The organism is Agarivorans sp. 2_MG-2023 (assembly GCF_030548085.1).
Classification (GTDB): domain Bacteria; phylum Pseudomonadota; class Gammaproteobacteria; order Enterobacterales; family Celerinatantimonadaceae; genus Agarivorans.
On sequence record NZ_JAUORQ010000013.1, the window covers coordinates 98,124 to 119,412 of the forward strand.

Annotated in this window: 19 protein-coding genes; 18 read left to right on the forward strand and 1 reads right to left on the reverse strand. The window is 43.8% G+C overall.

The window, feature by feature from the left end:
- The first annotated feature begins 121 nt into the window (after window positions 1–121).
- The 18 genes from rpsB to tilS all read left to right on the forward strand — a co-directional run bounded on the left by rpsB (window position 122) and on the right by tilS (window position 20,352).
- The gene (gene rpsB, locus Q4549_RS18090) at window positions 122–856 is read left to right on the forward strand and encodes a 30S ribosomal protein S2 (RefSeq protein ID WP_137672852.1); all 735 of its coding nucleotides are present in this window, start codon (window positions 122–124) and stop codon (window positions 854–856) included.
- Window positions 857–957: 101 nt separating this feature from the next.
- Window positions 958–1,806 (forward strand): translation elongation factor Ts, encoded by an 849-nt coding sequence (gene tsf, locus Q4549_RS18095; protein WP_303514854.1) that lies wholly within the window; start codon window positions 958–960, stop codon window positions 1,804–1,806.
- A gap of 76 nt (window positions 1,807–1,882) precedes the next feature.
- Window positions 1,883–2,632, forward strand: coding sequence for a UMP kinase (gene pyrH / locus Q4549_RS18100; RefSeq protein WP_137672854.1), 750 nt, complete (start codon window positions 1,883–1,885; stop codon window positions 2,630–2,632).
- Between the two features lie 11 nt (window positions 2,633–2,643).
- On the forward strand, window positions 2,644–3,201 hold the full coding sequence (frr, locus tag Q4549_RS18105; protein WP_137672855.1) for a ribosome recycling factor: 558 nt from the start codon (window positions 2,644–2,646) through the stop codon (window positions 3,199–3,201).
- Between the two features lie 68 nt (window positions 3,202–3,269).
- Window positions 3,270–4,061, forward strand: a complete 792-nt coding sequence (locus Q4549_RS18110) for an isoprenyl transferase (RefSeq protein ID WP_303515090.1) — start codon at window positions 3,270–3,272, stop codon at window positions 4,059–4,061.
- Window positions 4,054–4,896 carry a phosphatidate cytidylyltransferase gene (locus tag Q4549_RS18115; protein ID WP_303553797.1) on the forward strand — a complete coding sequence of 281 codons (843 nt, stop codon included), beginning with the start codon at window positions 4,054–4,056 and terminating at the stop codon, window positions 4,894–4,896. Before Q4549_RS18110 ends, Q4549_RS18115 begins: the two co-directional genes overlap by 8 nt.
- Window positions 4,897–4,902: 6 nt before the next feature.
- Window positions 4,903–6,105: a 1-deoxy-D-xylulose-5-phosphate reductoisomerase gene (gene ispC / locus Q4549_RS18120; protein WP_303553798.1), complete on the forward strand. Its 1,203-nt coding sequence runs from the start codon at window positions 4,903–4,905 to the stop codon at window positions 6,103–6,105.
- Window positions 6,102–7,454 (forward strand): sigma E protease regulator RseP, encoded by a 1,353-nt coding sequence (gene rseP / locus Q4549_RS18125; protein ID WP_303553799.1) that lies wholly within the window; start codon window positions 6,102–6,104, stop codon window positions 7,452–7,454. Before ispC ends, rseP begins: the two co-directional genes overlap by 4 nt.
- 27 nt (window positions 7,455–7,481) lie before the next feature.
- Entirely contained in the window at window positions 7,482–9,911 is a 2,430-nt protein-coding gene (gene bamA, locus Q4549_RS18130; protein WP_303553800.1) for an outer membrane protein assembly factor BamA, read from the forward strand.
- 23 nt (window positions 9,912–9,934) lie between these two features.
- Window positions 9,935–10,444: an OmpH family outer membrane protein gene (locus tag Q4549_RS18135; protein WP_137672861.1), complete on the forward strand. Its 510-nt coding sequence runs from the start codon at window positions 9,935–9,937 to the stop codon at window positions 10,442–10,444.
- 2 nt (window positions 10,445–10,446) lie between these two features.
- A complete protein-coding gene (lpxD, locus tag Q4549_RS18140; protein ID WP_303553801.1) occupies window positions 10,447–11,472 on the forward strand; it encodes a UDP-3-O-(3-hydroxymyristoyl)glucosamine N-acyltransferase in 1,026 nt (341 codons plus the stop codon).
- A 14-nt stretch (window positions 11,473–11,486) separates the two neighbouring features.
- Window positions 11,487–11,942, forward strand: a complete 456-nt coding sequence (gene fabZ, locus Q4549_RS18145; protein ID WP_303514844.1) for a 3-hydroxyacyl-ACP dehydratase FabZ — start codon at window positions 11,487–11,489, stop codon at window positions 11,940–11,942.
- Between the two features lie 9 nt (window positions 11,943–11,951).
- The gene (gene lpxA, locus Q4549_RS18150; protein ID WP_303514843.1) at window positions 11,952–12,740 is read left to right on the forward strand and encodes an acyl-ACP--UDP-N-acetylglucosamine O-acyltransferase; all 789 of its coding nucleotides are present in this window, start codon (window positions 11,952–11,954) and stop codon (window positions 12,738–12,740) included.
- Window positions 12,740–13,882, forward strand: a complete 1,143-nt coding sequence (gene lpxB / locus Q4549_RS18155; RefSeq protein WP_303553802.1) for a lipid-A-disaccharide synthase — start codon at window positions 12,740–12,742, stop codon at window positions 13,880–13,882. Before lpxA ends, lpxB begins: the two co-directional genes overlap by 1 nt.
- Window positions 13,883–13,919: 37 nt before the next feature.
- Window positions 13,920–14,516 (forward strand): ribonuclease HII, encoded by a 597-nt coding sequence (rnhB, locus tag Q4549_RS18160; protein ID WP_303553803.1) that lies wholly within the window; start codon window positions 13,920–13,922, stop codon window positions 14,514–14,516.
- 2 nt (window positions 14,517–14,518) lie between these two features.
- On the forward strand, window positions 14,519–18,004 hold the full coding sequence (gene dnaE / locus Q4549_RS18165; protein ID WP_303553804.1) for a DNA polymerase III subunit alpha: 3,486 nt from the start codon (window positions 14,519–14,521) through the stop codon (window positions 18,002–18,004).
- A gap of 12 nt (window positions 18,005–18,016) precedes the next feature.
- Entirely contained in the window at window positions 18,017–18,973 is a 957-nt protein-coding gene (gene accA / locus Q4549_RS18170; protein ID WP_303553805.1) for an acetyl-CoA carboxylase carboxyl transferase subunit alpha, read from the forward strand.
- 59 nt (window positions 18,974–19,032) lie between these two features.
- Window positions 19,033–20,352, forward strand: coding sequence for a tRNA lysidine(34) synthetase TilS (tilS, locus tag Q4549_RS18175; RefSeq protein WP_303553806.1), 1,320 nt, complete (start codon window positions 19,033–19,035; stop codon window positions 20,350–20,352).
- On the opposite strand, the gene Q4549_RS18180 is transcribed toward tilS, so the two are convergent.
- On the reverse strand, window positions 20,330–21,211 hold the full coding sequence (locus Q4549_RS18180; RefSeq protein WP_137672869.1) for a GGDEF domain-containing protein: 882 nt from the start codon (window positions 21,209–21,211) through the stop codon (window positions 20,330–20,332). The two genes, tilS and Q4549_RS18180, sit on opposite strands and share 23 nt — an antisense overlap.
- Window positions 21,212–21,289: the final 78 nt, after the last annotated feature.

Here is a 21,289-nt window from a genome sequence, read left to right on the forward strand (position 1 = left end):
ATTAAATATTTATATTTTAATCACACACACACATCGGCACGTTTTCCGGGGTGCTGAGCGTTATAGCTTGGTCGGTAAAATGGGATGTGTGGAGGCCTAACCCCATTTGAGGAAATTTATAATGGCAAATGTTTCAATGCGCGATATGCTTCAAGCAGGCGTACACTTCGGTCACCAAACTCGTTACTGGAACCCAAAAATGAAGCCTTTCATTTTTGGTGCACGTAACAAAGTTCATATCATTAACTTAGAAAAAACTGTACCTATGTTTAATGATGCAATGTCTGTTCTTAAGAAAGTTGCATCTAAGAAAGGTAAAGTTCTTTTTGTTGGTACTAAGCGCGCCGCTGGTGACACCATCAAGACTGAAGCACTTCGTTCAGATCAATTCTACGTTAACCACCGTTGGTTAGGTGGTATGTTGACTAACTGGAAAACAGTTCGTCAATCTATCAAGCGTCTAAAAGATCTAGAAGCTCAAAGCCAAGACGGTACTTTCGAAAAGCTAACCAAGAAAGAGGCGCTTATGCGTACTCGCGAAATGGAAAAGCTTGAGAAGAGCCTTGGCGGTATCAAAAACATGGGCGGTCTACCTGACGTATTGTTTGTAATTGATGCTGAACACGAGCACATCGCTATTCGCGAAGCAAACAACCTAGGTATTCCTGTAATCTCTGTTGTTGATACCAACTCTGCACCAGACGGTGTTGATTACATCATTCCTGGTAATGACGATGCTATCCGTGCAATTAAATTGTACCTTGGCGCAGCTGCTGATACCGTACTACAAGGTCGTCAAGACGACATCGTTGTACAAGCTGAAGAAGATGGTTTCGTAGAGGAAGCTGCTGAGTAATAAATGCAATAAACTGCATTTATTCTAAGTGAGCTTGATGAATAGCAGGGGACAAACTTGTCCCCTGAGTTTTATCCGATAAATAATCGAGGATCGAACAAATGGCAATTACTGCTGCCCTAGTAAAAGAACTGCGCGAACGTACCGGCGCAGGCATGATGGATTGTAAAAAAGCGTTGACTGAAACTGATGGTGACATCGAGTTAGCGATTGAAAATATGCGTAAAAGCGGTGCGGCTAAAGCTGCTAAAAAAGCGGGTAATATCGCTGCTGAAGGCGCAATTATTATTAAAGAAGGTGCAGGTTTTGCTGCCTTGTTAGAAGTTAACTGTCAAACCGACTTCGTTGGTAAAGATGCAAGCTTCTTAGCGTTCGCTGAAAAAGTTGCTGAAGCAGCTGCGGCGGCTAAAACTGATATCGATTCTTTGAAAGCTGATTTTGAAGAAGAACGTGTTCAGTTAGTAGCTAAAATTGGCGAAAACATCTCTATCCGTCGTGTTGAGTACTTAGATGGTGCTTCAATCGCTTCTTACCGTCACGGCGAGCGCATTGGTGTAGCTGTTGCTGGTGAAGCCGACGCAGAAACACTTAAGCACGTTGCTATGCACGTTGCTGCATCTAAGCCTGAGTTCTTATCTCCTGAAGATGTTCCAGCTGACGTAGTTGCGAAAGAAGAAAAACTTCAAATCGAAATCGCGATGAATGAAGGCAAACCAGAAGAAATCGCTAAGAAGATGGTTACTGGCCGCATGAAGAAATTCACCGGTGAAATCTCTCTTACTGGTCAAGCGTTCATCATGGAACCTAAGAAAACTGTTGGCGCAATCTTGAAAGAGAAAGGTGCTTCAGTAGCTGGTTTCATTCGTCTAGAAGTTGGCGAAGGTATTGAGAAAAAAGAAGAAGATTTTGCTGCAGAAGTTGCTGCACAAATCGCTGCAGCTAAAAAGTAATTTTAGTTGTACTTCAGGTTGCGGTATCATGCCGCAACCTTCTTATATTCTTTATTAATGAGAGAACATCATCGCTATGAGCACCAACCCTAAACCTGCATATCGCCGTATTCTTTTAAAACTTTCAGGTGAAGCCCTAATGGGTGACGAAGGTTTTGGTATTGACCCTAAAGTATTGGATCGCATGGCTCTTGAAATTAAAGAGTTAGTAGAGTTAGGTATCCAAGTTGGCTTAGTTATTGGTGGCGGTAACTTGTTTCGAGGCGAAGGCCTTGCTAAAGCAGGTATGAACCGTGTTGTAGGCGATCACATGGGCATGTTGGCCACCGTAATGAACGGTTTGGCGATGCGTGATGCGCTACATAGAAATTTTGTAAACGCCCGCCTAATGTCGGCCATTGAGCTGAACGGCGTGTGTGATTCTTACAACTGGGCAGACGCTATTAGTAACCTAAAAGCAGGTAAAGTAGTTATTTTCTCAGCGGGTACCGGTAATCCTTTCTTCACTACAGACTCTGCTGCTTGTTTACGTGGTATTGAGATTGAAGCTGAAGCTGTGCTTAAGGGCACCAAAGTTGATGGTGTATACACCGCCGACCCAGTTAAAGATCCTGCCGCTACTTTATATAGCGAGCTGGATTACAACGAAGTATTAGACAAAGAATTAAAAGTGATGGATTTAGCTGCATTCACTTTGGCCCGTGACCACAACTTACCGATTCGTGTATTTAACATGAATAAGCCTGGTAGTTTGAAAAATGTTGTAATGGGCTATGACGAAGGCACTACGATTTGTCACGTATCAAATAAAACAGAAACAGAGTAGGGATAGTTATCGTGATTAACGAAATCAAACAAGATGCTCAAACACGTATGGGTAAAAGCATTGAGTCTTTAAAAACTCAAATGTCTAAAGTACGTACCGGCCGCGCGCACACTAGTCTTCTAGATGGTATTGTGGTGCCATACTACGGGGTAGATACTCCGTTAAATCAAGTGGGTAACGTATCAACTGAAGATTCACGCACACTGACTGTTACTGTATTTGATGCCAGCCTAATTAGTGCTGTTGAGAAAGCAATTATGAGCTCAGATTTGGGTTTGAATCCTTCTTCTGCAGGCACGTTAATTCGCATTCCTTTACCGATGCTAACGGAAGAACGCCGTCGTGACCTAATCAAAATTGTTCGCGCCGAAGCTGAACAAGCTCGTGTAGCTATTCGTAATATTCGCCGTGATGCCAATGGCGATGTGAAAGAGTTACTAAAAGAAAAAGAGATTGGCGAAGACGACGACCGTAAAGCGCAAGATGACATTCAAAAAATCACTGACGCTGCAGTGAAGCTAGTGGACGAAGCTTTAGCCGCTAAAGAAGCGGAATTGCTTGAAGTTTAAGCGATTAATGAGTTAAAAATAGCCGTGTCTTGTTACACGGTTTTTTTTTGTAAGAACGAGTAGTGAATATGACCTTACCTGAAGCGCAGCAGTTAGCCGTAAAAGATGCTATGCCTAAACACGTTGCTATTATTATGGATGGCAATGGACGGTGGGCTCAGCAGCGCGGGAAATTGCGTATGTTTGGCCATCAAGCAGGGGTGAAGTCGGTAAGACGCGCAGTTAGTTTTGCCAATCAACTTGGCGTAAAATCATTGACCTTGTTTGCCTTTAGTAGCGAAAACTGGCGCCGTCCTGAAGAAGAAGTGTCAAGCTTGATGAACTTGTTTTTGACAGTTTTGCAACGTGAAGTTAAAAAACTGAAAAACAATAATGTACAACTAAGAATAATTGGGGATACTTCCCGCTTTAGTGACAAGTTGCAAAAACGCATTGCATTAGCTCAAAATGAAACCGCCAGTAATAATGGTTTGGTGTTAAATATTGCCGCGAACTATGGTGGTCGCTGGGACATCGTTAACGCTACTCAGCAACTGGCTCATCAGGTGAGCAAAGGCCGGCTCAATGCAGAAGACATTAGCGAAGAGCATATTTCTGCAGTTATGGCTTCTGATACAGTTGGCGACGTAGATTTGTTGATTAGAACCGGTGGGGACCATCGCATAAGCAACTTTTTACTGTGGCAAACGGCTTATGCAGAGTTGTATTTTAGTGACGTATTGTGGCCTGATTTTGATGACGAAGCCTTTGGTAAAGCCGTGGCCGCGTTTGTTAGCCGAGAGCGCCGCTTTGGGTGTACCGGGGAACAGGTACAAGCCCTAATAAAAAATAAACAAGAAAATGAGGACCATTTTGCTTAAGCAACGAATCATTACTGCATTGGTACTAGCGCCGCTTGCGTTAGCTGCCATCTTCAAATTACCTTTATTTGCCCTCGCGGTAGTATTTGCTTTGGTACTGGTACTGGCTGCCAGAGAGTGGGCGCGCGTTGTTTCTAAAGACAACACTAAACGCGCTATTTTTATTGTAGTCTTTGCTTTGGTTTTTGGGCTGAGTTTATGGCAACTTCCCTTAGATTCTTTAGCTCAATCAAGTTGGTTCAGCGCTATGCTAAGCGTTTCGGTGATCGCTTGGTTAAGTAGTTTGTACTTGTTAGCAACTTATCCAAAAGCCGCTACTTTTTGGCACAACAGTTCCTTATTTAAGGTAATTATTGGCCTCATTGTATTACTTCCGTTCTTTTGGTCTTTAATATTTCTTCGCTCAATCGACGCCACCAACCCCCTTGTAGGTGGTGCCTGGGTACTTTACGTATTGATGTTGGTTTGGGCGGCAGATACCGGTGCTTATTTTGCGGGTAAACAATTTGGTAAGCGCAAACTAGCAGAAAACGTTAGTCCTAAGAAAACCATAGAGGGTTTGTTGGGCGGTTTTGGTGTTGCAGCTTTAGTCACTATTACTGCTTTGTACTTTCTTGATATCCCAGAAGGTAAAGCTTGGATATTGGTGCTTGCCAGTGGGTTCACAGTGCTTGCGTCAGTAGTCGGTGATTTGGTCGAGAGTATGTTTAAGCGACAAGCGGGCATTAAAGACAGTGGTAGCTTATTGCCTGGGCATGGTGGGTTGTTGGATAGAATCGACAGTTTAACAGCTGCAATGCCTGTATTTGCTTTCTTTTTCCTTCACTGGATGTAGGCTAGCATGAGCAAACAACTGCTTATCCTAGGCGCGACAGGATCTATCGGTAGCAGTACGCTAAAAGTTCTTCGTGAGAACCCAGATAGTTTTTCTTTATTCGGGGTAACGGGGGGGAAAAACGTATCTGCGATGCTCGAAATTTGTCGAGAGTTTGCCCCTAAATACGCTGTAATGGCTGATCCAGCTAGTAACCAAGAGTTACGCAAAGCGATTTTGGATGTTTCTTTTACTTGCGAAGTGCTGGCAGGCGAAGACGCAATCACGCAACTGGCCGCTGAACCCGATGTAGATCTTGTTATGGCTGCTATTGTGGGGGCTGCAGGTCTGTTACCCACTTTGTCTGCGGTAGAGGCTGGTAAAACGGTCTTGTTGGCCAACAAAGAAGCACTGGTGATGAGTGGTGCCATTTTTATGGATGCCGCAAAACGTAGTGGTGCTCAAGTTCTACCTGTCGATAGTGAGCATAACGCGATTTTTCAATGTATGCCTGAAGCCGTGCAAAACACATTGGGATATTGTGATTTAAAGGCCGCAGGCATTAGTAAGATATTACTGACTGGTTCTGGGGGCCCTTTTCGATACAACTCACTTGATAGTTTAGCTAGTGTTACTCCTGAACAAGCATGTGCTCACCCCAATTGGTCGATGGGTAAAAAAATATCAGTAGACTCAGCGACAATGATGAACAAAGGTTTAGAGTATATTGAAGCCAAGCGCTTGTTTAATACTCAGCCTAAACAAATTGATGTGATTATCCATCCACAATCGATCATTCACTCGATGGTGCAATATTGCGATGGTTCTGTATTGGCCCAGATGGGACAGCCGGATATGGCGACTCCTATTGCACACGTGATGGCCTACCCAAAACGACAAACGTCGGGAGTGGAAGCGTTGGATTTCTTCTCTATTGGTGAACTTAGCTTTATCCCCCCCGATTACTCTCGCTACCCTTGCCTCAAGCTTGCGATTGATGCTTGTTATGATAGCCAAGCTGCTACTACTTGCTTAAATGCTGCAAACGAAATTGCCGTTGACGCTTTTTTAGCAGGGAGAATAAAATTCATCCAAATCGCTGACGTTGTAGCCAGTTGTTTAGATAAACTCAGTTATATTGGCCAAGAGACTGAACTTTCAGTTTTACTCGAGGTCGACCAAAAGGCGCGATTGCATGCTGGTGCAGCGGTTAAAAGGATCTGTGCATGAACGAAGTAATTTGGAATACCTCATTTTTTATTATTGCCTTAGGCATTTTGGTCACGGTTCATGAATTCGGCCATTTTTGGGTAGCACGTCGTTGCGGCGTTAAAGTAGAGCGCTTTTCTATTGGTTTTGGCAAGGCGCTATGGCGTAGAACCGCGAAAGATGGCACTGAATATGTTGTGGCGATGATTCCTTTAGGTGGCTACGTAAAAATGCTCGATGAGCGAGTTGCTGAGGTGCCAGAATCACTTCGTTCCCAAGCATTTAACAACAAAAGCTTAAGCCAGCGTAGTGCAGTTGTTGCGGCTGGACCTATTGCCAACTTCTTGCTAGCAATTTTAGCCTTCTGGATTATGTTTGTTATCGGCGTTCCTTCGGTTAAGCCAGTACTAGGCGGGGTTGTTCCTAATAGTATTGCCGAACAAGCAGGCCTTCGTTCAGGGCAAGAGATTGTTCAAATTGCGGGCCAAGAAACACTTGATTGGGAAAGTGTTAATTTGGCATTAGTGGGTGAGTTGGGTGGTGAAACGTTGCCTATCCAAGTTGTTGACACGGAAACGTCGCAAAGCTCCACCGCGTATTTGGACATTCGGCAGTGGCAGCTAGATAGCGAGCAGCAAAGCCCTATATTGAGTTTAGGTCTAAAGCCGTTTAATCCGACAATATCTTTGGCAGTAGCTAAAGTTGTTGAAGGAAAACCCGCTGCAAATGCTGGGATTAAAGAAGGCGATGTTTTAGTTGCTTTAGATAGTGTTAGCTTGTCTTCGTGGCAAGATTTTGTGGATTATGTCCAAGCTCGCCCTGAAGAAAATATTCGTCTAGATATTTCACGCGATGGGAATGATTTACAAATGGATTTAGTGCCCGAGGCACGCGAATATCAAGGGCAGATTTCGGGTTATGTCGGACTCGCGCCAGAAATTGGCGAGTTTCCGGAAGAGTTCCGCATCGACTTACATTACGGATTTGTTGAATCAATAGGCAAATCCTTGGAACGAACTTGGCATTTAAGCAAATTGACCGTATCTATGATCGGTAAATTGGTGACAGGGGTGGTTTCATTAGATAATCTTAGCGGTCCAATATCTATAGCCAAAGGCGCTGGAGCAACTGCAGATTATGGCTTGGTATATTTCTTGGGTTTTGTCGCTTTAGTTAGTATTAATTTAGGCATTATTAACTTGTTTCCATTGCCAGTATTAGATGGCGGTCATTTGGTGTTTTTTGCCATCGAAGGGATCACTGGTAAGCCAGTTTCAGAACGCGTGCAGGAAATAGGATTTCGAATCGGTGCAGTATTAGTGATGGCTCTTATGAGTCTTGCTATTTTTAATGATTTTATGCGCTTATAACAATTAAATAGGACGTTCTTTTTTCTTATGTTCAAAAAGCAGTTGGTTGTTGGACTTTTTCTGGCCTGCATTAGCGGTACCACTTTAGCGGAAGGGAATTCTTCTTTCACTGTAGCTGATATTCGCATCGAAGGTTTACAGCGAGTTTCATTAGGTGCCGCCTTGTTACAAATTCCTTTGCGGGTTGGTGACGATGTCTCCAGTTCCGAAGTGAGTGACAGTATTAAACGCCTTTATAAGAGCGGTAATTTTGAAGATATTCAAGTTTATCGCGATGGCGAAGCATTGGTATTTAAAGTCTTGGAACGCCCTACCGTGAGTAACATTGAGTACTCAGGCAATAAAGATATTAAAACTGAGCAGTTGGAGGAGTCTTTACGCTCTTCAGGCATCAAAATAGGAGAGCCTCTTGATAAAACTAATCTTCGAAATATCGAAAAAAGCTTAGAAGACTTCTATTACAGTGTGGGCAAGTACAGTGCGCGTGTTAAAGCGATTGTTACGCCACTTCCGCGCAATCGAGTTGATTTGAAGTTTAACTTCCAAGAAGGCCTATCAGCTGAAATTGAACAAATAAACATCATTGGTAATGAAAAGTTTTCATCGGGCGAGTTGTTAAAACGCATGAGCTTGACCGACAAAGTGCCTTGGTGGAACGTTCTCGGTGATAAAAAATACCAAAAGCAGAAGCTAGCTGGTGATTTAGAAACTATCAACAGTTTTTACTACGACCGTGGTTATATTCGCTTTAAAGTTGATTCCACTCAAGTAGCTCTGACTCCCGATAAAAAGGGTATCTACATTACCCTTAATGTCGAAGAGGGAGACATCTACAATGTAGAGAAAGTGGAACTGGCTGGTAACTTGTTAGATAAAAGTACCGAACTCAATGGATTAGTCAGTATTAAGCCTGGAGACATTTACAGTGGCGCTGAAGTGACAAAAACCGAAGATATGTTATCTAAGTTTTTAGGTCGCTATGGTTATGCTTACCCTCAGGTGAATGTTTTTCCGGTGATTAATGACGAAGATAAATCTGTAGTGTTAAATATTAACATTGATCCTGGTAGTAGGGTTTATGTTCGCCGAATTAACGTAAGCGGCAATACAATCACTAAAGACGAAGTAATTCGCCGTGAAATGCGTCAAATGGAAGGTACTTGGTTGTCAAGCCGATTGGTTGAGCAGTCTAGAGCGCGCTTAAGTCGCTTAGGTTTCTTTGAAACTGTGGACGTTGAAACAACTAAAATACCAGGTTCTGATGATCAAGTTGACGTGAGCTTTGTCGTTAAAGAGCAACCTTCAGGCTCATTTAATGCGGGCGTTGGCTTCGGTACTGAATCAGGCTTAAGTCTCTCTGCCGGTGTTCAGCAAGACAACTTTTTAGGGACAGGTAATAGAGCGGGTATTAATGTTAGTACCAACAAATACTCTAAAAACTTTGATGTTAACTTTACCGACCCTTACTTTACTAAAGATGGCGTAAGTTTCGGCGGCCGCTTTTATTACACTGACTTTGAAGCGTCTAAAGCCGACATTGTTGACTATAACAATGAAACAATTGGCTTACGCGGTACGCTAGGTTTTCCTGTAAATGAATATAACCGCTTAAGCGCCAGTTTGGGTCTCGAGCAAAACAAAATTTCCCAGTTAAACGCTTATGCTCAGATTCAACAATTTTGGGATATTTATGCGCCACACCGAAATGACGATGGCTCATTAACCTTTGGTTCTTTAGATACCACCTTAGGTTGGTCTAGAAATACTTTGAACAATGGCTCAATGCCAACCGCGGGTTCTTCGCAAAAGTTTGATACCAAGATTACTATTCCTGGTTCAGATGTTCAGTACTTCAAAATGAGTTTTGATACTCGACATTTCTTCCCGATCACTACCAACCATGACTGGGCTTTCGCAGTGCGTGGTAAAGTTGGTTATGGCAATGGTTATGGGCAAATTGAAGGTAACGATCAAATCTTACCTTTCTTTGAGAACTTTTACGCAGGTGGTTATTCCACCCTACGTGGCTTCCGTTCGAATACAGTAGGACCGAGAGCACTGTATTTGGTTGATAACAATGGTAGTTCTTATGTGACTGCTTCTGATGACTCAGTTGGTGGTAACGCACTAGCCGTTGGTTCTGCTGAGATCATTTTTCCAACACCTTTTTTAGATGAAGCCTATATTCGACAAGTTCGTACTACAGCGTTCATTGATTTTGGTACTGTTTGGGATACTGAGTTCGATTATGAACGCTTTAGTCAAATGCAATGTATTAGCTACTGTGACCGACTGGGCGATTATTCTTCACCCGACCGAATTCGAGCTTCGGTTGGTGTATCTATTCAGTGGTTCTCCCCTATGGGGCCATTGGTATTCTCATTTGCTAAGCCAATAAAGAGTTACGAGGGTGATCGTTCTGAGAACTTCTCGTTTAACATTGGCCAAACCTTTTAACTGTTTATTTTAGGAGTATTCTTTTGAAAAAATTAATCGCTGCAGTTGCACTTGCTGTAACTATGATGACCCCAAGCTTCTCTGCTCTAGCAGAAGCAAAAATTGCTGTAATTAACATTGCTGATGTTTTTCAACAATTGCCACAACGCGATACTTTACAAAAAACACTGAAAGATGAGTTTGAAGTTCGTGTGCAAGAAGTGCGCGGTTTAGAAGCTGAAATGCAGCGTCTTTATGACAAGCGTGAGAAAGACGGAGAGCTATTAGGCCAACAAGAAGTGACTAAAATAACTCGTCAACTAGAAACTATGCAGGCTGAGTACAAACTTAAGCGCAAAAACCTAGAAGAAGATCAGCGTCGTCGCGGTGCAGAAGAACAACAGAAGTTGATGGTTAAAGTTCAAGAGGCCATTGTTGAAGTATCTAAGTCTCAAGGCTACGATTTAGTATTGCCTTTAGATGCAACAGCCTACGCTTCGGATTCTCTTGATATTACCAAGCTAGTTATTCAGCAAGTTAGTAAGAGTAAGTAAATATGTCTTTGAGTCTTGGCCAAATAGCTGAGCAGCTCGGTTTGACCCTTGTTGGTGACGCCGAGCAAACTATATCGAGTATTGCCCCCTTTGAAAAAGCGGGTGATAAAGAGATAAGCTTTTTAACTAATGCTAAATATAAGCCACTATTGGCGAGTAGCAAGGCTGCAGCGCTTATCTTGTCTAAAGAGCATGCTGAAGAGTTTGCGGGCAATTCGTTGATTAGTGACGACCCATACGTGAGCTACGCACAATTAGCGCAATTGCTGGACTCAACCCCCGCTTGTGCTAAGGGTATTCACTTTAGCGCTGTAATAGATAGCAGCGTGAAATTAGGTAGCGACGTTAACGTTGGTGCCAATGCAGTTATTGAAGCGGGTGTGACGCTTAACAATGGCGCTCAAATTGGTGCGGGTTGTTTTGTGGGGCAAAATGCCACCATAGGCTGTAATACTAAGCTGTGGGCAAATTGTACTATCTATCATGAAGTAGAAATTGGTAACAATTGCCTTATCCAAGGTAACACTGTGATTGGTTGTGATGGATTCGGGTATGCAAACAAGCAAGGTCAGTGGATAAAAATACCCCAACTTGGCACCGTAATTATTGGTGACAACGTTGAAATAGGCGCGTCGGTTTCTATCGACCGAGGAGCACTGGATAACACTGTTATTCACTCCAACGTGATTATCGATAATCAAGTGCATATCGCACACAATGTAACGATTGGTTCTGGTACGGCTATAGCGGGTGCTACAGGCATTGCTGGAAGTACTAGCATAGGACGTTATTGTGTTATTGGTGGCAGTGTTGGCATAAATGGACATATAGACATTTGCGATCAAGTTACCATTACCGGTTATTCCATGGTGACTAAGTCAATTACTGAACCTGGTGTGTTCTCATCTGGGATGCCTGCGCAACCCAATCGCCAGTGGCGTAGGTCAATGACTCGACTCTCTCAGATTGACGACATGCATAAAAGAATTGTTAGCTTAGAGCGCAAACAAAGCGCTAAGCAAGATTAACCTAGGAAAAGATTTTGACTAAACAACTTAACCGCTTAGAAATTCAAGACATAATGGAATTGTTACCACATCGCTACCCATTTTTGTTGGTTGATCGTGTGCTTGATTTTGAAGTGGGTAAAACGCTACATGCCGTTAAGAATGTTACTTTTAATGAACCATTTTTTACTGGTCACTTCCCGCAGCAACCAGTATTCCCTGGCGTACTCATTTTAGAAGCGTTGGCACAATGTACCGGTATTTTGGCGTTTAAATCAACGTCAAAACCTACTGAAAATGAGCTTTACTACTTTGCCGGAATCGATAAAGCGCGATTTAAAAAGCCAGTTGGCCCAGGTGACGTTTTGCATTTAGAAGTTGAACTACTGCGCGATCGTCGTGGTGTTGGTAAGTTTGACTGTGTAGCCAAAGTAGAAGATGAAGTAGTATGTAGCGCAGAGATTATGTGTGCTCGCAGAGCCTTCAAATAGGTGAACCTTATGATTGATAGCACGGCTAGTATCCACTCTACTGCAATTATTGAAGGTAATGTAAGCATTGGCGCTAACACTACTGTAGGGGCGTTCACCATTATTCGTGGTGAAGTTACCATTGGCGATAACTGCCAAATTGCCTCTCATGTTGTGATTAAAGGGCATTCTAAAATTGGCAATAATAATCGAATTTTTCAGTTCGCTTCAGTAGGTGAAGATTGCCAAGATTTAAAATATGCTGGCGAAGATACCTATCTGGAGATTGGTGATAATAATACGATACGTGAGAGCGTGACTATTCACCGTGGTACAACTCAAGATAAGGGCTTAACAAAAATTGGCAGCAATTGCTTATTTATGATTAACGCGCACGTTGCTCATGATTGTGTTGTTGGTAATGGTTGTATTTTTGCCAACAATGCCACCCTTGCGGGTCACGTCACTATTGGTGACAATGTTATTTTTGGTGGGCAAGCAGCAATTCACCAGTTTGGCAAAGTAGGTTCTTATGCCTTTGTTGGCGGTTGCGCTGCAGTAAATAAAGATGTTCCACCGTATGTTATGGCTGTTGGAAACTACGCCCGGCCTGTCGCTGTGAATACCGAAGGTTTGTTACGCCGTGGTTTTAGTAAAGACGCAATCAAAGCCATTCGCCAAGCCTATAAAACCTTGTACCGCAGTGGAAATACTTTAGACGAAGCGCTTAGCCAAATAGAACTCTCTGCAGAGCAATTTCCCGAAGTGAAACTATTCGCCGATTTCTTAAAAGAAAACGGTCGAGGTATCGTTCGCTAATGGCGCAATCTCCTTTGCATATTGCCATCGTCGCCGGGGAAGTCTCCGGCGATATTTTAGGTGCTGGCCTTATATCTGCGCTTAAAAAACAATATCCTGATGCGACTTTTTCCGGAATTGCTGGTCCGCTGATGCAAGAGCAAGGATGTAAGGCCTTGTTTGAAATGGAAGAGTTATCGGTAATGGGCTTGGTTGAGGTATTGGGTCGTTTGCCTAGAATCTTAAAGATCCGTAAACAGCTACTTCAGCATTACCAGAATTCTCCGCCTGATGTTTTTATTGGTATCGATGCACCTGACTTTAATTTGGGTGTTGAGCATAAGCTACATGCTCAAGGCATTAAAACTGTTCATTATGTGAGTCCTTCGGTATGGGCTTGGAAACAGAAGCGTGTTTTTAAAATTAAAGAAGGCTGTAACAAGATTTTAGTCTTTTTGCCCTTTGAAAAAGCATTTTATGATCGCTTCGACGTGCCATGTGAATTTGTAGGCCATACCTTGGCTGATCAAGTTCCAATGGATAATCCTCAAGCGCCTGCTATTCAGCAATTGGGCTTGAACCCTGAACATAAGGTATTAGCGATTTTGCCAGGCAGTCGTAACGCCGAGGTGGGATTACTAAGTCCGGTGTTTTTTGAGTCTGCTAAGCGCTTAGTAAAGCAGTTTCCTGGACTACAGTTGGTTGCCCCCTTGGTCAATCAACGGCGCCGTGAGCAGTTTGAAGCTTTAATAGAAGAGCATGCTCTTGACTTAGATATTAAGATTGTTGATGGTCAAGCTCGAACAGTGATGACCGCAGCTGATGCGATACTGCTAGCATCTGGCACCGCAACGCTTGAAGCTATGTTAGTCAAGCGACCTATGGTTGTAGCCTATCGCTTTAAGCCACTGACTTACCGAATCGCAAAACTTATTGTTAATGCTAAATTTGCAGCATTGCCAAACTTGTTAGCTGACGAGATGATTGTTCAAGAGTACGTACAAGAAGACTGTACCACTGATAATATTGTTGCTGAGTTGAGTCGCTTGTTAAGCACTGACAATAGCGCGTTGTTAGATAAGTTTTCTGAGTTACACCAAAAGATTCGTTGCGACGCTGATAATAAGGCTGCTCAAGCAGTTGTCGACGTTATAAATAGCTAGTTTCCCCTAGTAAGTTTTGCCCTTCAACGGAGTAGTAATGACACCATTTATCTATCCTTCTGGTTTTTCTTTGTTTGCAGGTGTCGACGAAGTGGGGCGGGGCCCTTTGGTGGGCGACGTGGTCACAGCGGCGGTCATTCTAGACCCCAATAAACCTATTTCCGGCCTTAACGATTCCAAAAAACTATCAGAAAAAAAACGAAAAGTGCTAGCTGAAGAAATTGAAGCCAAGGCACTTTGTTGGGCATTAGGTCGCGCTAATCCGCTAGAGATAGACCAGCTTAATATTTTGCATGCCACCATGTTAGCAATGACTCGAGCAGTGGAAGCCTTAAGCATTACCCCTGATTTCGCATTGATTGACGGCAATAGAGAGCCGTCTTTAAAGATTCCGTGTCAGGCGGTTGTGAAAGGGGATGGGCTAGTGGCCGAAATCAGTGCTGCTTCTATTATCGCAAAAGTAGCACGAGATCACGAGATGGACGTGCTTGACGCTCGCCATCCGGAATACCAATTTGCAAAACACAAAGGTTACCCTACCGCTGTGCATTTAGAGATGCTAGCGAAGCACGGGCCTATTGATGAACATCGCCGCAGTTTTAAACCTGTTAAGCGTGTTTTAGGAGAGTTGTAGTCTTGTCTGAGATTGCTCAAACGCCTGCTTTTATCCACCTTCGGGTTCACTCCGATTTTTCCATGGTGGATGGACTAAAAAAAGTTAAGCCGATTGTCGCTAAGGCGGCAGAGCTTAATATGCCTGCAATTGCCTTAACTGACCAAACTAACTTTTGTGGTTTAGTGAAGTTTTATGGCGAAGCTCATAACCAAGGTATTAAACCGATTGTCGGTTGTGATTTTTATGTGCAATCGGAAGAGTTTGGCGATGACTATTTCCGCCTGACTTTGCTAGCAAAAGACAACCAAGGTTATCAAAACCTTACGATGCTTATTTCTCGCGCTTATTTAGGTGGACAGCACCTTGGTAAGCCGGTTATCCAAAAGCAGTGGTTAAGTGAGCACGCCGAGGGTGTTATAGTTCTGTCTGGAGCGGTTGAGGGCGATGTAGGCAAAGCCTTGCTAAAAGGCAACCAAGATATCGTAGAGGCAAGCCTAAGCTTCTATCAGCAATATTTTCCTAACCACTATTTCCTAGAGTTAATCCGTACCGGGCGACCTGACGAAGAAAATTACTTGCATATGGCGGTAGCTTTAGCGGCAGATAAAGGCTTGCCGGTGGTGGCTACCAATGAAGTGGTGTTTCTAGAAGAAGACCAGTTTCAACCTCATGAAGTGCGAGTGGCGATTTATGACGGATTTGCAATCGATGATAATCGCCGCCCTAAAAAATATAGCCCCCAGCAGTATTTGCGTACTGAACAGGAAATGCTGGAGCTATTTGCCGATATACCAGAGGCATTACAAAACTCTGTAGAAATTGCTAAGCGCTGTAATGTTACCGTTCGTTTGGGTGAGTACTTTTTACCAGACTTCCCCACAGAAGGGCTGCCCATTGAAGAGTTCTTTTGTAAGGTGTCTTGGGACGGCTTAGAAGAACGCTTAGAGTTCCTATTTCCCGATCCTGAAGTACGTGCCGCAAAACGACCAGAGTACGATGAGCGTCTGCAGATTGAGTTAGACGTAATCAACCAAATGGGATTCCCCGGTTACTTCCTAATCGTAATGGAGTTTATTCAGTGGAGTAAGGATAACAATATTCCGGTTGGACCAGGGCGAGGCTCAGGTGCTGGATCTTTAGTTGCCTACGCACAAAAAATTACCGATTTAGATCCATTAGAATACGATTTACTGTTCGAACGTTTCTTGAACCCAGAACGGGTATCAATGCCCGATTTTGACGTCGACTTCTGTATGGATCGCCGTGACGAAGTGATCGACCACGTTGCCGAGCTCTATGGCCGCGATGCGGTATCGCAAATTATTACATTCGGTACCATGGCCGCTAAAGCGGTAATTCGGGATGTAGGCCGAGTAATGGGTCATCCCTACGGCTTTGTAGATAGAATTTCCAAGCTGATCCCACCCGATCCCGGGATGACTCTTGAAAAAGCCTTTGAAGCAGAACCTCGTTTACCGGAGTTATATGACGGTGACCACGAAGTTCGTGAACTTATCGATATGGCGAGGATCCTTGAAGGGGTTACGCGTAATGCGGGTAAACACGCGGGTGGGGTGGTTATCTCCCCAACCACGATTACCGATTTCGCCCCCTTGTATTGTGACGCCGAGGGTAAAAACCCTGTTACTCAGTTCGACAAAAACGATGTTGAATATGCTGGGCTGGTAAAGTTTGATTTCTTAGGCTTGCGTACCTTAACCATTATTCAATGGGCTTTGGATATGCTTAACCCTGTGCTTGAGGCTAAAGGCGAGCAGCCAGTAGATATAGCGGCAATCTCTACCACCGATCAAAAATCCTTTAGGTTATTACAAGACTGTAAAACAACGGCGGTATTCCAGCTGGAATCTCGTGGTATGAAAGACTTAATTAAACGCCTCAAGCCCGACTGTTTCGAAGACATGATCGCATTAGTGGCATTGTTCCGTCCGGGACCCTTACAATCAGGCATGGTAGATAACTTTATCGAACGTAAGCACGGTCGAGAAGAAGTGTCTTATCCCGACGAAACTTGGCAACACGACAGTTTACAGCCGATCCTAGAACCTACTTACGGCATTATCTTGTATCAAGAACAAGTGATGCAAATTGCTCAGGTCCTTGCCGGTTATACCCTTGGTGGCGCCGATATGTTACGACGGGCCATGGGTAAGAAAAAACCCGAGGAAATGGCCAAGCAACGAGCAGTGTTTGAAGAAGGTTCTATCAAGAACGGAGTCGATGGCGAGTTGGCCATGAAGATTTTCGACTTGGTGGAAAAGTTCGCAGGCTATGGCTTCAACAAGTCTCACTCGGCTGCCTATGCATTGGTGTCTTACCAAACACTATGGATGAAAACACATTACCCTGCCTATTTTATGGCGGCGGTAATGTCGGCCGATATGGACAACACCGACAAAATTGTTACCTTGGTTGACGAGTGTAGCAATATGAAACTGAAACTGGTTCCGCCCGATGTGAACACGGGCTTATTCAAGTTTTCGGTCAATGCCGACGAAGAGATTGTTTACGGCATTGGTGCTATTAAAGGTGTGGGTGAAGGCCCGATAGATGCGATTTTGGCTGCGCGTGAAGGCAAACCCTTCATTGATTTGTTTGATTTTTGTTGTCGACTCGATTTAAAGAAAATAAATCGACGAGTGATTGAAAAGCTTATTATGGCGGGCGCTTTAGATAAACTAGGCCCCCACCGAGCAGCAATGATAGCTAACTTGCCGACTGCAATGAAGGCGGCTTCGCAGCATGCTCATGCCTCCGCACGGGGTCAAGAGGATTTATTTGGCGTTATTGCTGAAGAAGATGATGTTCGTCCTGAATTTCTTCCCGCAGAAAAATGGACCGAGAAAGTATGGCTAGAAGGGGAGAAAGAAACCCTAGGCCTGTATTTAACCGGCCACCCCGTTAATCGCTATGTGAAAGAGTTTCGTCATTATACTACCGGTCGTTTGGTGGATATTCGCCCAACAGCTAGGGGGAAAACCTCCACAGTGGCCGGCTTGGTGCTCTCTACTCGAGTGATGATGACCAAACGTGGTGCTAAAATGGGCATTCTGCAGTTAGATGACAGAAGTGCCCGATTAGATGTTATGTTCTTTAGTGATGCCTACGATACTTACCAAGATTTATTGGAAAAAGATCGCATGTTGGTGATTCAAGGAGAGGTCAGCGTTGATGATTTCTCCGGAGGCATTAAAATGACAGCTCGTGAAGTCATGGATTTGTCGATGGCCCGCGAACGTTGGATGAAAAAGCTGCGTTTGAGCATGTGCCGAGATCAACTTGATGAGGTGTTCTGGCAGCGATTTTACCAAGTATTGGAGCCTTACCGAGCGGGAACCTGTCCGGTAACAATAAGTTATGAGGGCGATCATGCCAGCGGCATGTTAAGCTTAGGCACCGATTGGCGAATTACGCCAAGTGAAGATTTAATAGAGGCGTTGACCCAACTATTGGGGCAACAGCAAGTCACCCTAGAATTTAATTAAGAAAAAGATTATATGAATCCGAATTTTCTAGAGTTTGAGCAGCCGATTGCTGAGCTGCAAGCACAAATCGAAGAATTGTGCATTGTGAATGAAGAATCTGGCGTAGATGTAGATTTACAGGAAGAAATCTCTCGTTTGCAACAAAAGCAAAACGATTTAACACAAAAAATATTCTCAGACTTAGGTGCTTGGCAAGTGGCGCAACTAGCGCGTCATCCAAATCGTCCTTACATGTTAGATTATATCGAACACATCTTTACTGATTTTGATGAACTAGCAGGCGACCGCGCTTACGCAAACGATGAAGCGATTATTGGCGGTATGGCCCGTTTAGACGGTAAACCTGTAATGGTTATTGGCCAACAAAAAGGCCGTGAAACCAAAGAAAAGATTCGCCGTAATTTCGGTATGCCAAAACCTGAGGGTTACCGAAAAGCGCTACGTTTGATGGAAATGGCTGAGCGATTCAAAATGCCTATCATCACGTTTATCGATACACCTGGAGCATACCCTGGAGTAGGCGCTGAAGAACGGGGCCAAAGTGAAGCTATTGCCAAAAACCTATTAGTCATGGCCGGTTTAAAGGTACCAACCATTTGTACCGTTATTGGTGAAGGTGGGTCGGGTGGTGCGTTAGCCATTGGTGTGGGCGACCGTGTAAATATGTTGCAATACAGTACTTACTCGGTAATTTCTCCTGAAGGTTGTGCGTCTATCTTGTGGAAGAGTGCTGATAAAGCGCCAGTAGCTGCTGATGCCATGGGCATTACTTCAGAACGCTTGAAAGAGTTGGATTTGATTAACGATATCGTTGCCGAACCATTAGGTGGCGCGCATCGAGACATTCCAACTATGGCACAAAACCTTAAAGCAAAATTAACCAGTGACTTAGATGCACTATGCGCATTAGATGTTGATACCTTGCTTGAGCAACGTTACCAGCGTTTAATGTCTTACGGTTACTGCTAAACACAGTCTCAAGGCATTGAGTTGTTTAACTCAATGCCTATTAATGAGGTTTCTTTTTGTTGATTCAATCTCTCTTTAATCACTCCTTCAAACAACTTCCCACATCTATTACTCGTATTGTGGTTGCTTACAGCGGCGGCTTAGATTCTCGAGTATTGCTTCATTTAGCGGCCGAATATGTGCGTTTGCAAGCTGATGTTGAACTGCTAGCTGTGCATGTTAATCACGGTTTACAGCATTCTGCAACGCAATGGCAAGAGCATTGCCGCCTGCAAGCGAACGCTCTGTCAGTTGAGTTTGTTGCTGAACAAGTATCGGTTGAAGTGAAACCAAGAGAGAGCTTAGAAGCAGTGGCTCGTGAAAAACGCTACGCTGCGTTAGCAAAACATATCGATGCTAAAAGTTGCTTGCTTACGGGTCACCATGCTGATGATCAGTTTGAAACTTTTACCTTGGCATTAAAAAGAGGCAGTGGATTACAAGGCTTAGCAGCTATGCCGCCATGCCGCAGTTTTGCCAAAGGTGTACTGCTTAGGCCACTATTAACGTGCAGCAGGGTAGAGCTAGAAACCTACGCTAAACAACAGAGCCTAACTTGGATAGAGGACCCCAGTAATCAGAGCTTAGAGTTTGATCGTAACTTTGTTCGCCATCAAGTGCTACCATCATTAAATAAACGCTGGCCACAGTGGCTACATACAGCGCAAAGAAGCGTTCAGCACTTACAAGAAGCCGTGAGTTTACTTGATGAGCTGGCCGAGTTGGATTACCAGAACTGTGTTAGCGACCATGCTTTGGTGATTGCGTCACTAACAATACTTTCACAAGCGAGACAAAAGAATTTAATTCGCTTTTGGTTTAAGCAGCTAGATTGGGGCTATCCAAGTCAAAGCCAGTTAGCGCAAATTATGCAACAAATCGAGGCTAAGGACGACGCTAAAGTCGCGATTACATTTTCTGAAGGGCAGCTGCGTAGGTTTAAAAATAAACTGTATTTGGTGAACTCTAAAACACTCGTTGAAACGGAGTCCACCGTAGCTTGGTTATGGGATACGCAAAGAGCCATCAATCTTCAGAATAATAGTCAAATTAGTTGGCAAGCAGGCGGCAGTTTATTGCCACCTAGCAAAATTCAGCAGGTAACTATTCGTTTTAGACAACAGGTAGAGCAGGGTAGCTTTGATGCCTTAGAGCGTAATGGGAATCGCAGTATTAAAAAGCTGTTGCAAGAAGCCGGGTTAGCACCTTGGCTGCGTAATAGAATCCCCTTTGTTTTCTATAATGATGATTTAGTGGCGATTGGCAATTTGTACACCCATCGCCAGTTCAGTTGCACTAATAATCAGGGCATTACACTTAACTGGCAGTCGGCTTGTTAGCGTAGAGTTGTTCATCGGCGAGTTGAATGAGCCGCTCGCTGTTACAACCCGGTGCCCATTCACTCACACCTACACTGGCAGATACATCGTATTGCGCTAGTTGTGGCGACTCTTCTAGTTTGGCATGTAAGCGATTAATCACTTTCTTGGCTGATTGCTCTGTGGCTGGTCGTAACAACATGGCAAATTCATCACCGCCAATCCTAAATGCTTGGTCGCCGCTACGAATAACGGTTTTTAGCACTTCGGCAAAATTGATCAGTACTTGGTCACCAACAGGGTGGCCTAGGGTATCGTTTACTTGCTTAAACTTATTCAAATCCAACAGCATTAATACCAAGCCACCTTGTTCTCTGTTTTGGCGAGTTTGCTGTTCTATTGAGGTGTGTAAGGATTCATCAAAATGGGCTCGGTTACCAATTCCTGTTAAGTAGTCGTTACGCACTCGTTCCTGTAAGCGTGCAATTTGTAGTGCATGTTTAAGGGGGGCTTGTAAGATCTGGCTTAACTGACGCAGTTGTTCAATTTCACTGCGTTGAAAGGGGGTATCACGAGTAAATGTCGCAATCGCTAAGGGTTGATTGTTGTGATTTAAACTAAAGCTGCGGTAGTAGCGTTGTCCTTCAAACAAATTCACTTCTGTTTGAATAGCATCGCTGACTAAGCGGATAGCGGAAAACTCTACATAGTTGGTTGCCACTGCGGCAAAGTTTTGCAGTAGCTCGTCGAGCTGCAAGCTGTCCTGCAAAGACTCAATGATATTGAGTTTTTGTGCCGGGTTAAGCTGAACTGTACTAGAAAAATGTGATATTTTTCTAGGGCTTACCACGTTACTTTGAGCCAATTGTAATGAATCCATACTTACTTTACTCTTTGTTTAAACATCCAACGAGGTGTCAAAAAACACCACTGCATGAGAGTAAAGCAAATACTAGGC